14 protein-coding genes are annotated in these 13,609 nt (G+C 69.8%); 3 read left to right on the top strand and 11 right to left on the bottom strand.

The genetic code is table 11. The features are described 5' to 3' along the window. Positions 1-64: 64 nt before the first annotated feature. Positions 65-1,426, bottom strand: coding sequence for an APC family permease (locus tag D471_RS0105265; protein ID WP_017597662.1), 1,362 nt, complete (start codon positions 1,424-1,426; stop codon positions 65-67). A gap of 427 nt (positions 1,427-1,853) precedes the next feature. On the opposite strand from D471_RS0105265, the gene D471_RS0105260 reads away from it, so the two are divergent. Beyond that, positions 1,854-2,174 (top strand): hypothetical protein, encoded by a 321-nt coding sequence (locus tag D471_RS0105260; protein WP_017597661.1) that lies wholly within the window; start codon positions 1,854-1,856, stop codon positions 2,172-2,174. A 161-nt stretch (positions 2,175-2,335) separates the two neighbouring features. On the opposite strand, the gene D471_RS0105255 is transcribed toward D471_RS0105260, so the two are convergent. The 4 genes from D471_RS0105255 to D471_RS0105240 are packed head-to-tail and all read right to left on the bottom strand — an operon-like array spanning position 2,336 to position 6,011. After that, positions 2,336-2,911, bottom strand: a complete 576-nt coding sequence (locus D471_RS0105255) for a GTP-binding protein (RefSeq protein ID WP_394296846.1) — start codon at positions 2,909-2,911, stop codon at positions 2,336-2,338. Positions 2,912-2,929: 18 nt separating this feature from the next. Then, the gene (locus tag D471_RS0105250; protein ID WP_193789740.1) at positions 2,930-3,295 is read right to left on the bottom strand and encodes a DUF742 domain-containing protein; all 366 of its coding nucleotides are present in this window, start codon (positions 3,293-3,295) and stop codon (positions 2,930-2,932) included. After that, positions 3,292-3,735, bottom strand: coding sequence for a roadblock/LC7 domain-containing protein (locus D471_RS0105245; RefSeq protein WP_051059115.1), 444 nt, complete (start codon positions 3,733-3,735; stop codon positions 3,292-3,294). The genes D471_RS0105250 and D471_RS0105245 overlap by 4 nt, the downstream gene beginning before the upstream one ends. Next, on the bottom strand, positions 3,735-6,011 hold the full coding sequence (locus D471_RS0105240) for a sensor histidine kinase (protein ID WP_026127429.1): 2,277 nt from the start codon (positions 6,009-6,011) through the stop codon (positions 3,735-3,737). Before D471_RS0105240 ends, D471_RS0105245 begins: the two co-directional genes overlap by 1 nt. 476 nt (positions 6,012-6,487) lie before the next feature. On the opposite strand from D471_RS0105240, the gene D471_RS0105235 reads away from it, so the two are divergent. Further along, on the top strand, positions 6,488-6,781 hold the full coding sequence (locus D471_RS0105235; RefSeq protein WP_017597656.1) for a 4a-hydroxytetrahydrobiopterin dehydratase: 294 nt from the start codon (positions 6,488-6,490) through the stop codon (positions 6,779-6,781). Between the two features lie 45 nt (positions 6,782-6,826). Here the strand turns inward: D471_RS0105235 and D471_RS0105230 are convergent, their stop codons facing one another. Both D471_RS0105230 and D471_RS0105225 read right to left on the bottom strand, forming a co-directional pair. Then, positions 6,827-7,579, bottom strand: coding sequence for an RICIN domain-containing protein (locus D471_RS0105230; protein ID WP_161630083.1), 753 nt, complete (start codon positions 7,577-7,579; stop codon positions 6,827-6,829). A gap of 390 nt (positions 7,580-7,969) precedes the next feature. Then, positions 7,970-9,586, bottom strand: a complete 1,617-nt coding sequence (locus tag D471_RS0105225; protein WP_017597654.1) for an AMP-binding protein — start codon at positions 9,584-9,586, stop codon at positions 7,970-7,972. A 120-nt stretch (positions 9,587-9,706) separates the two neighbouring features. Here D471_RS0105225 and D471_RS0105220 point away from each other — a divergent pair, with 120 nt between their 5' ends. Continuing rightward, positions 9,707-10,717: an acyltransferase domain-containing protein gene (locus tag D471_RS0105220; RefSeq protein WP_026127427.1), complete on the top strand. Its 1,011-nt coding sequence runs from the start codon at positions 9,707-9,709 to the stop codon at positions 10,715-10,717. A 67-nt stretch (positions 10,718-10,784) separates the two neighbouring features. On the opposite strand, the gene D471_RS0105215 is transcribed toward D471_RS0105220, so the two are convergent. The 4 genes from D471_RS0105215 to D471_RS33100 form a co-directional block, all read right to left on the bottom strand. Continuing rightward, a complete protein-coding gene (locus tag D471_RS0105215) occupies positions 10,785-11,489 on the bottom strand; it encodes an ABC transporter ATP-binding protein (protein WP_017597652.1) in 705 nt (234 codons plus the stop codon). Beyond that, positions 11,486-12,232, bottom strand: a complete 747-nt coding sequence (gene urtD, locus D471_RS0105210) for an urea ABC transporter ATP-binding protein UrtD (protein WP_017597651.1) — start codon at positions 12,230-12,232, stop codon at positions 11,486-11,488. The genes D471_RS0105215 and urtD overlap by 4 nt, the downstream gene beginning before the upstream one ends. After that, positions 12,229-13,335: an urea ABC transporter permease subunit UrtC gene (gene urtC / locus D471_RS0105205; protein ID WP_017597650.1), complete on the bottom strand. Its 1,107-nt coding sequence runs from the start codon at positions 13,333-13,335 to the stop codon at positions 12,229-12,231. Before urtC ends, urtD begins: the two co-directional genes overlap by 4 nt. Beyond that, the coding region (locus tag D471_RS33100) for an ABC transporter permease subunit (protein ID WP_040688433.1) at positions 13,332-13,609 on the bottom strand (278 nt) is incomplete at its 5' end. The genes urtC and D471_RS33100, both read right to left, overlap by 4 nt.

Raw genomic sequence — 13,609 nt, 5'->3', positions numbered from 1 at the left:
TGGGTCGTCGGCGACGTCCCCGTCGCCGACGACCCACCGGGGCCGCCCAGATGGGGGAGCGCGGTCAGGCCGCGCTGGTGGCGCGCTCCTCCAGAGCCTTCTCGTCGAAGGTCATCTGCGGCGGGGCCTGGCGGAACCCGCGGGTGACGTAGGCGAGCTGGATGAGGCCGAGCGCGGCCCACACACCGCCGATGATGAAGGCCAGCCCGCTCAGGTTGGTCCACAGGTAGACGGTCAGGCTCAGGCCGATGCCGGGGACCAGGCCGTACTTGAACAGGTCGGCGCCGGCGCGCATGCGCTCGCGGACCACGAAGTGGATGATCACCGACAGGTTCACGGCCGAGAAGGCGACCAGGGCGCCGAAGGAGATGAACGAGGCGACGGTCTCGATGTCGAGGAAGATCGCGCCGATGGCGACCCCGCCCACGATCAGGATGTTGAACGCCGGGGTGTTGTAGCGCTTGCTCAGGCGGCCGAAGACGTTCCTGGGCAGGCTGCCGTCACGGCCCATGGCGTAGAGCACGCGCGAGACGCTGGCCTGGGAGCTGAGCGCGGACCCGAACGAACCGATGATCAGCGCGAGGGTGAGCAGGGCGGCCAGGGCGTCGCCGCCCACGGTCCGCATGATGTCCAACGCGGCGGAGTCCACGTCGGTGAACCGGGTGTAGTCGGGAAAGACCATGTGGCCGAACCAGGAGGCGGCCAGGAAGATGAGCCCACCGCACAGGGTGACCAGGAGGATCGCGCGGGGGATGTCGCGCTTGGGGTCCTCGGCCTCCTCCGACAGGGTGGTGACCGCGTCGAAGCCCAGGAAGGACTCGGTGAGGATGGCCGCGGCGCTCAGGACCGGCAGGATCTCCAGCCCGCTGCCGACGAACGGGGCCAGCGGGTGGATGTCGGTCATGCCGACCAGGTGGCGGGCGCTCATCGCGAAGAACAGGAGCAGGAAGGCCACCTGGGCGCCGACGATCACGGTGTTGGCCTTGGCGACCAGGGCGATGCCGCGCACGTTCAGCGTGGTGATCACGACGAGGAAGCCGACGATCCACACCCAGTCGGGCACGGCCGGGAACTGGGCGTTCAGGTACAGGCCGATGGTGATGTAGTTGATCAGCGGCAGGAACAGGTAGTCCAGCATCATCGTCCAGCCGACCATGAACCCGGTGCGCGGGCCCAGGGACTTCTGGGCGTAGACGTAGGCCGATCCGGTCGAGGTGTAGACCCGCGAGAGCCGCCCGTAGGAGTAGGCCGTGAAGAGCATGGCCACCAGGGCCACGAGCACCGCGGTCGGCAGGCGTCCGTGCGACATCGCCGTGGCGACCCCGTAGACGGTGAGGATCGTGGTCGGGACCAGGTAGGCCAGACCGAACAGCACCAGATGGGGCAGCTTGAGGACGCGCGCAAGCTTCGGGGCCGTCTCAGACAACAGACCGACCTTCTTCCTGAGGGTTGACCGGTGATTCGTGTGCTCCGGGTCTTCTGTGAGCAAACCCACCATGACAGGCGTCACTGTCAAGTGCAAGTGATTCCATCGTAAAAATTGGTCTGAGCAACTGATATGTGACATCTGACGCCTGAACACGATGAAATCAGTTGCCACTCGTAGGTTGTGCCACCCAGGTCACCCACAGCTGCGCCCTCGGTCACACCACAGCGCCCGCCGCGCGGGCGATCCCGCCGCCCACGCGACGCCGCCGTCGACCCCCGTGCCCGGGGTCGACGGCGTCACCACACGCTCGCGCGGGGTCACGGCGGGGGTCTGGTTCCGCGGCTTCGGGAGAACCGGGCCGGATAGGGTCGGTCCGTCCACGCGATCACCGACACCCCGGGTTCGGTGCACCGAGGAGCCGCCGATGCACCGCTCAGCGGCCGGGGAGCAGTTCCTTTCGGACCATCTCGCCCACGGCCGCCACCACACCGAGAGCCATCCGCTCCACCACCTCGTCGACCGCCTTCGGGGTGATACGGACAAAGACGTGTTCCCGCGGGGGCGGAGCGCGGGTCGAAGGCCCGGCGGTGCTCTGCCAGAGATCGCGGCGATCATCGAACGGCATGCCCGGACCTGCGTCATCCTGGACGGCTTCCACCGCAAGCTGCTGAGGGAGAGCAGGCAGACACCCTTTCCGACCGCCGAGCCCAACCGTGCCGCGGTCGCCGAAGCAGCGCGCGGCTGAGGAACTCGGCCACTCCCCTCAGGGCGGATCGAGTACGCCGGGGATCGGCCATGGCACCGCTTCCGTGTGAGGGTGTTGGCCCGGTCGGCCCGATGACGCCAGAAGACGAAGGGGCCCGCGCCCACCGGCGCCAGGCCCCCACCACACGAACCGGACACCCCTCAGGCGCCCGACAACTCCCACCGCAGCACCAACTCGACCAACTCCACCACCACCTCCTTGGCCGACTGCCGACTACGCGCGTCACACAACAGCAACGGCACCGGATCCTCCAGGTCCAACGCCACCCGCACGTCCTCCGCGCGGTGCGTGCGCTGCCCGTCGAAACAGTTCACCGCCACCACGAACGGCACCCGCCGCTCCTCGAAGAAGTCGATCACGTCGAAGGAGTCCGTCAACCGGCGGGTGTCCGCCAGCACCACGGCGCCCAACGCCCCCCGCGCCAACTCCTCCCACATGTACGAGAACCGCCGCTGTCCCGGCGTCCCGAACAGGTACACCACCGTCGACTCGTCCAACGTGATCCGGCCGAAGTCCAACGCCACCGTCGTCGTGGTCTTGTCCTCGACCCCCACCAGATCGTCCAACCCCACACTCTCGGTGGTCATCACCTCCTCCGTGTGTAGCGACTCCACCTCGCTCAGAGCCGACACCAGCGTCGTCTTGCCAGCACCGAAACCACCGGCCACCACGATCTTCAACGTGTCCGGCACCGGTCCCGCAACCTCAGCGGCCATCCGCCCCATCCACTCCACCTACAACTCCCGGATCCGCTCCAGCACCGATCGCAGCGTGGCCGCGTCCGGACGGGCACGCTCCCAGTCCGAGGTCCGCACCATCACACGCCCTTGGTCGACCAGATCCGCCAGAAGGATCCGCACCACTCCCAGCGCGAACCCCGTACGCGAGGCCACCTCCGCCACCGACAACGGCCGCGCGCACAACGACAGGATCAACTCCACCTCCGGGTCGGCCTCCGACACACTCACCGCCGCAACCGCCACCACCTGCGTCGTCACCGTCAGATCCGACCGCGACGGACGGGTACGACCCCCCGTCAACGCGTACGGCCGGATCAGATTCGACTCCCAGCCACCCCCTTCGGGCGGCCCCACACTCACGTCCCGCCCCTACGCCCCCGCGGCAACGCCGACAGATGCGGCCCGACCTGCCGGACCAACCGGTTCAACTCGAACGCCGCCTGACCCATGTCGCACGAGTCCTCGGCGACCAACGCGAGCGACGCCCCACGGCCCGCGGCGAGCACGAAGAGGAACACACGGTCCATCTCCACGACCGTCTGACGCACCTCACTGGCGCCCAGTTCCTTCCTGGCCCCGCGAGCCAGGCTCGCGAACCCCGACGCGATCGCCGCCAACCGCTCACCCTCCTCCCGCACCACCCCCGGCGAGGACGACAACAGCAGTCCGTCGGCCGACAGCAGCAGAGCGTGCCGCGCCCCCGCCACCCGCTCCACCAGATCGGCCAGCAGCCAGTCCAACGACCCACTCACCGCCGCACCGCCACCGACCGCCCGGCCGCCACCAGCCGACATCCACATCACCCTTCCGTCTCCTCACCGGGACGCGCACCGCGCACGCCCCCAGCGCCGTCCCCGCCACCGGGCTCCGCGCGACCGCGCAGCGTCCCCGACTGGAAAGCGCTCATCATCGACCGGATCTCGGACAGCGACCGCTGACCACCGGCCTCTCCGACGACGACCTCGGACTCGCCCCCACCGCAGTCGGCCCCCGACTCACCGCCGCGCACGGTCCCCGACCCCCACGACCGGCTCCTGCGGCCGCGCCGCCGGGGCAAGCCCATGTAGGTGTCCTCGCCCCCGCCCGAACCGTCGGCACGCGGATCCGCCACCGGAGCCACACCCACCACCGGACGCGTGTGCGGCCCGGTGTCCTCGGGCGCGCCCTTCGCCTCCGGTTCGGTCATCACTCCGGAGGGGATCACCACGACCGCGCGCGTCCCCTCGCCCCCGTTGGGCTCCAACGTCCCCCCGACCCCGTGGCGGGCGGCGATCGTGGCCGCCACGAACAACCCCAGATGCGAGTCCTCCCGCATCCGCCCCAGGTCGAACCGCGGGGGATCGGCCAGCAGCGCGTTGGCCGCCTCCCGCTGCTCCCCGGTCATTCCCAGGCCTTGGTCCTCGACCTCCAGCACGTACCCCCGCGGCTTCGCGCACCGCCCCCGCACCGTCACCATGGTCCCCGGAGGCGAGAACGCCGCCGCGTTCTCCAACAGCTCGGCCAGCAACCGGACCGTGTCCGCGCCCACGTCACCGCGCAGCCACACACCCGGCACCTCCAGCACCCGCACCCGCGTGTAGTCCTCGATCTCACTGGCCGCCGCCCGCACGGCCTCGTGCAGTCCCACCGGTCCCAGACCCCCGCGCGTGGGCACGTCACCGCTGAGCAGCACGAGGTTCTCCGCGTTGCGCCGCATCTGCGTGCTGAAGTGGTCGATCCGAAACAGCGCCGACAGCACCTCAGGATCGGTCTCACCGCGCTCCAGCGAGTCCAACAGCCCCAGCTGACGGTGCACCAACGACTGGGTGCGCCGCGCCAGGTTCCGGAACATCGCCCGCACCCCCGCACGGACCTGCGCCTCCTCCACGGCCGCGGCCACCGCCGCGCGCTGGGCGTCGTCGAACGCCTCGGCCACCTCACCGATCTCGTCCCGCCGCCCCACCCGCAGACGCGGCACCTCGGCGTCCACGTCCACGCTCCCGCCCGCCCGCAGCCGCGCCGTCACCTCCGGCAGCCGTACTCGCGCGTGCTCCAGGGTGAGCGTGCGCAGCTCCTGGAGTCTGCCGCCGACCTTCTGGGTCCCGACCACCGCCACCGCGGTCGAGGCCAGGGCCGCCAGCAGGACCAGCACGCTCGTCGACACCACCACCCGGGTCAGCTCGGCGGCGTGCCCGTGGCTCAGCGCCACCACGCCCTCCATCTGCGCCTGCTCCACCTCGCGCATCCGGAAGTCGACCGCCTCGGCGGCGCCCCGCCAGGTGGGGGCGTTGACGGGCACCGTGGAGGTGCCCCGCAGCGGCATGCTGACGATGTTGTCCTGGAGCAGGCGCACCGTGGTCAGCCCCGAGTACGAGCTCACCCGCAGGTACCCCCGCCGGTCCTCGTCACCGAGCTCGGCGCCGACCCTGGCCCAGGTGTGGCGTTGCGCCCCGACGGCGGCGGAGAAGCGGGCGTGGTCCTCGGCGGTGAAGTCGTGCGAGGCCACCGCGTGCGCCACGACGGCGTCCTGCTGGTTGAGCAGCTCCCGCGTGCGCATGAGTGAGGTCAGTGAGCGCAGCTGGGGGACCTGCTCGGGGTCGGCGCGGGTCACCTGGCCGTCCCAGAACCGCAGTCCCGCCTCCACGGCCTGGTCGTAGAAGGTGCCCGCCTGCAGGGGGTCGCGCTGTTCGCGGGGCAGCGCGTCGACCAGCTCCCGGTGGTCGTCCAGTCCGCCCAGCGCGTCCAGGAAGTCCCGCGCCTGCTGGGGGAGGGCCTGGTCGTCGAACCCCTCCATCCGCCGTGAGAGCAGGGCGACGGCGTCATCGGTGTCCTCCCGTGCGCGCTCCAGCCGGTTCAGGCTCTCCCGCGACGGGCTCGCCGTGTCCATGGTGGCGCGGCGTTCGCCTTGGAGCTCACCCACGACGAGCACCACCGGTTGCCCGACCTCCTCCGTCAGTGCCGCCGTCGTGCGCAGGTCGCGGATCTCCAGGACCATGACCGTGGTCATGGCGGCCCACAGGGCGAGCAGGGCGGTGCTGGGGACCAGGACCAACGTGATCATGCGTGCGCGAAGCGAGCGGCGCTTCTCGTGAGCCATGGGTTCGCTTCCAGGGGGGGAGGGGAGCGTGCGAGGAGGGGCTCGCGGGCTGGGGGAGGGACGGAGTTTCCCCGAGTGAACCGGTTCGCGGGGGATCACGCAAGGGTCGACGGTCACCCGTTACGGTCGGGAGACCAAGGGGTCGCCGGCCACCGCGGGTGTCACCGGACCGGGCCATCTGATAAAAATCTACGATGTAAAGGTGGCGGAGCGGCTCCGCCACACCAAACAGAAAACAATCGCGCGGCTTCGCCGCACCGACCACAGAGGTTCGTCCCACGCGGCGGTCGAAGCGTGAAACCCACGATCCACCGGGGTACGGTTCCCCTGCGCCGACGCGCTCCATCACGGCGCGGCACCCTTCGATCACCGATTGGCACCCACACTGGCACCACGAGGCGTGCGGCACGGGCACCGCCCGTCACGCGGCGAGACAGGTATTCAGCCGGGCACGCCGGAGCGGGGGAGAGGACACCATGAAGCTCACCGACGACCAGATCCAGGAGGGTCTCGACCGACTCACCGACTGGAAGTGGGACCCCGACGCACCGGACATCCACCGCACGGTCAAACTGAGGGACTTCGTCGCCGCCATGGCCTTCGTCAACGAGATCGCCCAGGCCGCCGAACAGGCCGGACACCACCCCGACATCGACATCCGCTACAACAAGGTCCGCCTGTCCCTGTGCACCCACGCCGTGGGCGCGCTCACCGAGAACGACATGGCGTTGGCCGCGCGCATCGACGAACTCGTCCCGTCCCACCCCTGACACGTGGAAGGTGCCTCCGGTGTTCCCGAGGCACCTTCCGTGCGTTCACCGGGGCCGCCGCGTCAGGGGCCCGCGGGAGCGCGAGGTCAGGCTCCGTCGCTCATGAGCATGCGAGCCTGCGGGCGGGTCGCGTCGCAGATGGGGTCCGGAACCCCGTCCGTGGTGCAGACGGCGACCGTGCTCCATTTCCCGTCCGTGTTGTCCTTGGCCGGGACGGTCGTCCCACATCCACAGGGCACGGTGTGTCGCCAACTCCATGCGTCGCTCGTGTGTGAGATCCGCATCCGGCGCCGTCTCCAGGACCCAACTGTCGTTGAGTTGTGTGGGGCCGTGGCAGTCGTACAACCCGACGTGCGCGGAGTTGCCGAAGTGCTCCCGATAGATGTTCACGCACTTGTCGTCGCTGGCGTGCCGCAGGCGCCACCGGTTGGTCTGCTGCCCACTGATCGTCGCCGTGGTCGGCTGAAGGTACCAGCCCTGCGATTCGGAATCGTCGCAGTGATCCAGGTAGAGGCGGTCGGACTTGGTTCCCAACCGGGCGTCGACGCAGAGTCCGGTGTCCTGGTTGACGATCGAGAACGTCCCGTCCCGGTTGGTCAGGAACGTGTACTTCTGTCGGTGCGTGTCGGTGTCGTAACCGACGCCCGGGCCGGCGACAGCACGACACCCGTCGCCGCCACGCAGACTCCCATCATCACCGCAGCCGCCGTGCGCGTCAGTATCCGATTCGACCCCGTGCCGCTCATTCCCCGCCCCTGGCTTCCGTTCGAGAAGTGCCGTGTTCCTGTTCGATGCCATCTGGATCCCGGGGGCGCACATCACCGCGAGAAGAGAAACCAGGTTCGGATCGACTCGCGATAACCGGATTTCGCAGATGAACGGACACCGAGACAGGTATCACGGGAAGAATGCGCCGAGCCGCATCAGGCGCGGCGGAGTGTCGGGTGGTGGCCCTATTTCCAAGGTCCCGAAAGGGGTGATCCGGTCGCTCTTTCGGACGCCGTTCCCAACGCTGGAACACAGAGAGACCAAGGGGATCCGACGGTGACGAGCGGAGCGGACGGGATCGGTTCACCGATCCCGTGCTCCGGTCGCGGATCTTCGGTCGGGGGTACGGGCGCTGACGTCGAACACGATCGTCATGGCCGAATACCCGGCCGACTCCGTGGTTTCCGTTCGGACCGGGGCTCAGCGCAACCGCGCCCGCCGCATCTTCCCCGAGGCCGTACGCGGCAGCTCCGGAACGAAGTCCACCACCCGCGGTGCGGCGTGCGTCGCGTACCCGCCGCGCACCCACTCCTTCAGTTCCTCGGCCAGCTCCTCGCCGCCCTCGTACCCCGGTGCCAGTACCACCCGGGCACCGATCACCTGGCCGGCCAACTCGTCGGGGATCGCGTACACCCCGCACTCCTCCACGGCCGTGTGCGCGTTGAGCACCGCCTCCACCTCGGTGGGACCGATCCGGTACCCGTGCGACTGGATCGCGCCGTCATCACGCGTGGAGAAGAACAGCCACCCCTTGCGGTCCATGATCCCGGTGTCGCCCGTCAGGTAGTAGGCCCGGTCCGGTGTGAACCGCACCTGCGAGGCGCCCTCGTTCTCCAGGTATCCGTCGAACCAGGACAGCGGGCTGCCGGCCAGGTCGATCGCCACCCGGCCGTAGGCGCCCACCGGCGCGGGTTCGTCGGAGATCGCCTCCAGTACCCGTACGTCCCACCCCGGTAGGGCGGGACCGATCGCGCCCGGCACGATCTCCTGCGCGGGCGCACCCGTGTCCCCGTTGGGCACGCCCACGCACCAGCCGAGCTCCGTCTGTCCGTAGTGGTCGCGTACCGGTACCCCGAACACGTCGTTCACCCACTCGATGACGTCGGGGGTCAGTGGTTCACCGGCGCTCGACAGGCGTTGCACCATGACCTGCGGTGGCAGCGTCTTGGTCGCCGCGCGCAGCGTCCGGTAGGTGGTGGGGTCGGCCGCCAGGTTGGTGACTCCGAACAGGCCCAGGACGTCGAGGGTGAGTTCGGGGTCGAAGAACCCCGCGCGCAGGGCGAGGGAGTTGTGTCCGGCCAGCAGTGGCGAGATCACCCCGTGGTAGAGCCCGTAGGCGGTGCCGGGGTCGGCGGTGTTCCAGTACACGTCCTCGTCGTCCACACCCAGCCCGTAGTGGTGGTGGGCGTGCATGGCCGACAGGGCCCGCACGGGGACGGGCACCCCCCGGGGCGGGCCGACGGGGCCGGAGACGAACAGCAGTGCCAGGTCGCCGTCACCGCCGACGGCGGCGTCCTCGATCGTCCCGGGGGAGCGGTCGACGAGCGAGGTGAGGGTGTGGTCGCCCTCGCGCTGGGGGCGGTCGCCGGTGGTGGCCACACCCCAGCGGGGGGCGGTGGTGTCGGGGAGGGGGTCGAGTTTGGTGCGGTACTCGTCGTCGCACACGACCAGGCGCGCCTGGGAGTGGGTGAGGCGCTCGGCGATGGCGGAGGGGGCGAAGGAGGGCAGGAGGGGGACCAGGACGGCTCCGAGGCGCCAGACGGCCAGGGCGGTGACGGTCAGGTCGACGCCCTTGGGGATGAGGGTGGCGATCCGGTCCCCGCGGGTGAGGCCGAGGTCGGCGAGTCCGGCGGCCAGGGCGCGGGAGCGTTGGGCGAGTTCGCCGTAGGTGAGGGTGGTGGCGGTGAGGGTGGGGCCGATCTCGGTGGTGGCCACCGTGTCGGGGTGGTGGCGGTCGCACAGCAGGTGGGCCACGGAGGTGGTGGGTGTGTCGTAGGTGGCGATCCAGTCCTGTATGCGGTGCGCCGGGTCGGGCATCGGTGGTTGTCCTCGTTTTCGGTGGTTTTGTTGTGTTCGGGGATGTACGTCAACACTATGCCCCACTGTGAGGCTGGCCTCACTCGCCCGTGGGGTGCGGTCTCGGCCATGATGGTGCGCATGGATAGCGCGGCTGTGGTGGAACGGTTCGGTCTGGGTGCCCCCGAGCGGGTGTGGTTGGCGGAGGCCGAACGGCTTCCGGATCCGCTCAGGGCGTTGGACGTGCCGGTGGGGGAGGCGGCCGAGGAGGTCCTGGACCTGTTCGCGTTGGCCCCGGAGGACCGTGCCGAGGTGCGGGGGCTGTGGCCGGACGCGGGGTGGTCTCCGGAGTTGTGGCACCTGGTGGAGTGCATGTACCGGCGGTTGTGCGCGGACGCGGATCTGCCGCTGGGGGAGTGGCGGGACTGGCCGGCGCTGGTCGGGGCACAGGACGCCCGGGTGCGGGTCGCGTCGCTGTGGGCGTTCGCGGCGTGGGTGCCGGAGCACTTCGAGCGGCACGCGGCGCGGGGGATCGATCGTGCGGTGACGGCGCGGACGCTGGCGGACGTGGGTGTTCAGGTGGCGCGGTCGAGGAGGATGTTCGGTCGGTTGAGCCTGGAGACGGCGGCGTGGGTGGCGGCGCAGTTGCGTGGGCGGCTGTTCTGGTTGGGCGGGTTGCAGGTGGAGCCGGCCGTGTTGGGGGAGCAGGGCGCGGTGGAGTGGTATCCGGTGGGGGAGGCGGCCGCGTTGGGTGCGGGGATGGGTGTGGGGGATCCGGTGTTGCGGTTGCACATTCCCACGGGTGGGTTGGATCCGGTGGCGGTGGAGGGGACGTTGTCGGTGGCGCGGGAGTTCGCGCGGGCGCATCTGGGGATGGATCCGGTGGTGGCCACGTGTACGTCGTGGTTGTTGGATCCGGCGTGGGCTGAGGTGTTGGGGGAGGGGTCCAACATCGTGCGGTTCCAGCGGCGGTTCTCGTTGGTGGGGCGGGGGGTTCCGGGGGAGGCGGATGTGTTCCGGTTCGTGTTCGGGATGCCTGAGGTGGATGTGGCGGCGGCTCCGCGTGGGACGCGGTTGGAGCGTGCGGTGGTGGAGCGGTTGGAGTCGGGGGGTGCGTGGTGGGTGCGTACGGGGTGGGTGCCGTTGGTGTGAGGGGTGTGGGGGTTTCAGGGGGTTCGTTCCGAGGGGCGGGCCCCTTCGTCGTGTGCCGTGGGGTGGGTCAGATGGCCATGAGCGCCTGGGCGTCGTCGTCGGTGAGGTCGTTGCGGTCGCCGGTGTGGATGACGCGTCCGGCGTCCAGGACGGTGACGGTGTCGGCGAGGCGGAGGGCGACGTCGAGGTATTGCTCGACGAGCAGGACGGTGATGCCTTGGGCGGCGATGGCGGTGATGGCGGTTTCGATCTCTTCGACGATGGAGGGCTGGATGCCTTCGGTGGGTTCGTCGAGCAGGAGCAGGGTGGGGTTGGTGACGAGGGCGCGGGCGATGGCGAGTTGTTGGGCTTGGCCTCCGGACAGGTTGCCGGCGTGGCGGTTGAGGAGGGGTTTGAGTCGGGGGAAGCGGTCGAGGGCGGCGTCGATGAGTTCGGGGGCGCCGCGTCGGGTGGCGGTGTGGGCGAGGTGGAGGTTCTCGGCGACGGTGAGGGGGGCGAAGGTGTCGTGGCCTTGGGGTGTGTAGGCCATGCCGTTGCGGACGCGGGTGTGTGGGGGGTGGTGGGTGATGGGGGTGCCGTTGTGGGTGATGGTGCCGTGGGTGGGGGTGATGAGTCCGGCGATGGTGTTGAGGAGGGTGGTTTTGCCGACGCCGTTGCGTCCCATGACGCAGGCGATGGTGCCGGTGGTGATGGTGAGGTTGATGTCGAACAGGACGCGGGCGCGTCCGTAGCCGGCGTGGAGTTGGTGGATGTGCAGGTGGGGGGTGCTCATGTGTGGGCTTTCTGGTGGGTGCGGCCGAGGTAGACCTGTTGGACTTGGGGGTCGTTCTGGACGGTGGTGAGGTCGCCGTGGGTGAGGACGCGTCCTTCGTGCAGGACGGTGACCTGGTGGGCGTGGCGGCGTAGGAAGTCCATGTCGTGTTCGATGACGACGATGGTGTGGTCGGCGGCGATCTGGGTGAGGAGCTCACCGGTGCGGGCGCGTTCGTCGGTGCTCATTCCGGCGACGGGTTCGTCGAGGAGGAGTAGGCGGGGTTTTTGGGCCAGGAGCATGGCGATCTCGAGCCATTGGCGCTGGCCGTGGGAGAGGGTGGCGGCTTTGGCGTGGGTGTGGGGGGTCAGGCCGACGCGGTCGAGGATGCGGGTGACGTGGTCGGGGTGGGTGCGTGGGGCGCGCAGGAGTTGCCAGGGGGGTAGGCGGTGGGCGGCGGCGAGGTCGACGTTGTCGGCGACGGTGAGTTCCTCGAAGACGACGCTGGTTTGGAAGGTGCGGCCGATGCCGGTGCGCGCGATCTGGTGTTCGCTGCGTTTGTTGAGGGTGTGGCCGTTGAAGGTGATGGTGCCGTGGGTGGGGTGGGTGCGGCCGGTGATGGTGTCGATGAGGGTCGTTTTGCCCGCGCCGTTGGGTCCGATGAGGAAGCGCAGTTCGCCTTCGTCGATGGTGAGGTCGATGCTGTCGAGGGCGGTGAAGTCGCCGAAGGTGACGGTGAGGTCGGTGATGGTGAGCAGGCTCATGTGGGGCTCCCGGCGGTGGTGGGCTCCGGTGCGGGGGTGGGGGTGCGTCCTCGGGTGAGGGCGTTCTTGGCGTGGTGGGTGAGTCCGGCCAGGCCTTGGGGGGCCAGGGCGATGACGAGGACGAACAGGGCGCCTTGGAGGTAGGTCCAGCCGCCGGCGAAGGTTTCGGCGAAGGTGGTTTGGGCGGCGTTGACGAGGACGGCGCCGGTGGCGGCTCCGGTGAGGGAGTAGCGGCCGCCGAGGGCGACGGCGAGGACCATCATGATCGAGGGGATGACGCCGACGAGGGTGGGGGAGATGATGCCGAGGATGGGGACGAAGAGGGCTCCGGCGATTCCGGCGGCCATGGCGGAGAGGGCGTAGGCGAGGGTTTTGGCCCAGGTGGGGTTGTAGCCGAGGTAGCGGACGCGGTCTTCGCCGTCGCGGATGGCGATGAGGAGTTTGCCGTAGCGGCTGCGGGTGATGTGGCGGAAGAGCAGGTAGAGGGCGGCGAGGGTGAGGACGGTGAGGGTGTAGAGGGTGGTTTGTGCGGTGGGGGTGTAGAGGCTGTGTCCGGCGAAGACGGGGAAGTCGGTGAGGCCGTTGGAGCCGCCGGTGAGGTGTTGTTGTCCGATGAGGAGGATGACGAAGGCGGCGGCGAGGGCTTGGTTGAGGATGGCGAAGTAGGCGCCGCGGACGCGTTGGCGGAACACGGACCAGCCCAGGAGGGTGGCGACGGTGCCGGGGACGAGGACGGCGGCGGCGATGGCGGCGGCGGGGTGGGTCAGGGCGGTCCAGAACCAGGGGAGTTCGGTGCGGCCGGACCAGACCATGAACTGGGGGAGTCGGTCTGCGGAGAGGGGGTCGGCGGCGGTGCGGGCCAGGGTGAGGTGGATGGCCATGGCGTAGCCGCCCAGGCCGAAGTAGACGCCGTGGCCCAGGGTGAGCATGCCGCCGCGTCCCCAGGCCAGGGCGATGCCCAGGGCGACGATGGCGTAGCACAGGTATTGGGCCAGGAGGTTGAGGCGGAAGGGTTCGAGCAGGTGGGGCAGGACGAGGAGGGCGGCGGCGATGAGCGCGGTGAAGGTGAGGGGGCCGCGTAGGCGGGTGAGGGTGGTGGTCACGCGAGTGCCCTTGTCTTGGTGGTGAGCAGTCCTTGGGGGCGGGCCTGGAGGAGGGCGACGATGGCGGTGAAGACGATGAGTTTGGCCAGGGAGGCGTCGGTCCAGGCTTCGACGGTGGCGTTGAGGATGCCCAGGGCGAAGGCGGCCAGGACGGTGCCGCGCAGGTGGCCCAGGCCGCCGATGACGACGACGAGGAACGCGTCGACGATGTAGTTGGTGCCCAGGGTGGGGCCGGTGGGGCCGGTGAGGGTGAGGGCCACGCCGGCGATTCCGG

The organism is Nocardiopsis lucentensis DSM 44048 (assembly GCF_000341125.1).
GTDB classification, from domain to species: Bacteria; Actinomycetota; Actinomycetes; order Streptosporangiales; family Streptosporangiaceae; genus Nocardiopsis; species Nocardiopsis lucentensis.
Note: the sequence above shows the minus strand (reverse complement) of the source record. Positions and strands in the feature narration are given on the sequence as shown.

Excerpts from the sequence above, each read along its gene's own strand:
- urtD (WP_017597651.1), bottom strand. The coding sequence starts at position 12,232 with ATGAGCCTGCTCACCATCACCGACCTCACCGTCACCTTCGGCGACTTC.
- D471_RS0105255 (WP_394296846.1), bottom strand. The coding sequence starts at position 2,911 with ATGGCCGCTGAGGTTGCGGGACCGGTGCCGGACACGTTGAAGATCGTG.
- D471_RS0105215 (WP_017597652.1), bottom strand. The coding sequence starts at position 11,489 with ATGAGCACCCCCCACCTGCACATCCACCAACTCCACGCCGGCTACGGA.
- D471_RS0105230 (WP_161630083.1), bottom strand. The coding sequence starts at position 7,579 with ATGGCATCGAACAGGAACACGGCACTTCTCGAACGGAAGCCAGGGGCG.
- D471_RS0105240 (WP_026127429.1), bottom strand. The coding sequence starts at position 6,011 with ATGGCTCACGAGAAGCGCCGCTCGCTTCGCGCACGCATGATCACGTTG.
- D471_RS0105260 (WP_017597661.1), top strand. The coding sequence starts at position 1,854 with ATGCACCGCTCAGCGGCCGGGGAGCAGTTCCTTTCGGACCATCTCGCC.
- D471_RS0105220 (WP_026127427.1), top strand. The coding sequence starts at position 9,707 with ATGGATAGCGCGGCTGTGGTGGAACGGTTCGGTCTGGGTGCCCCCGAG.
- D471_RS0105245 (WP_051059115.1), bottom strand. The coding sequence starts at position 3,735 with ATGTGGATGTCGGCTGGTGGCGGCCGGGCGGTCGGTGGCGGTGCGGCG.
- D471_RS0105235 (WP_017597656.1), top strand. The coding sequence starts at position 6,488 with ATGAAGCTCACCGACGACCAGATCCAGGAGGGTCTCGACCGACTCACC.
- D471_RS0105225 (WP_017597654.1), bottom strand. The coding sequence starts at position 9,586 with ATGCCCGACCCGGCGCACCGCATACAGGACTGGATCGCCACCTACGAC.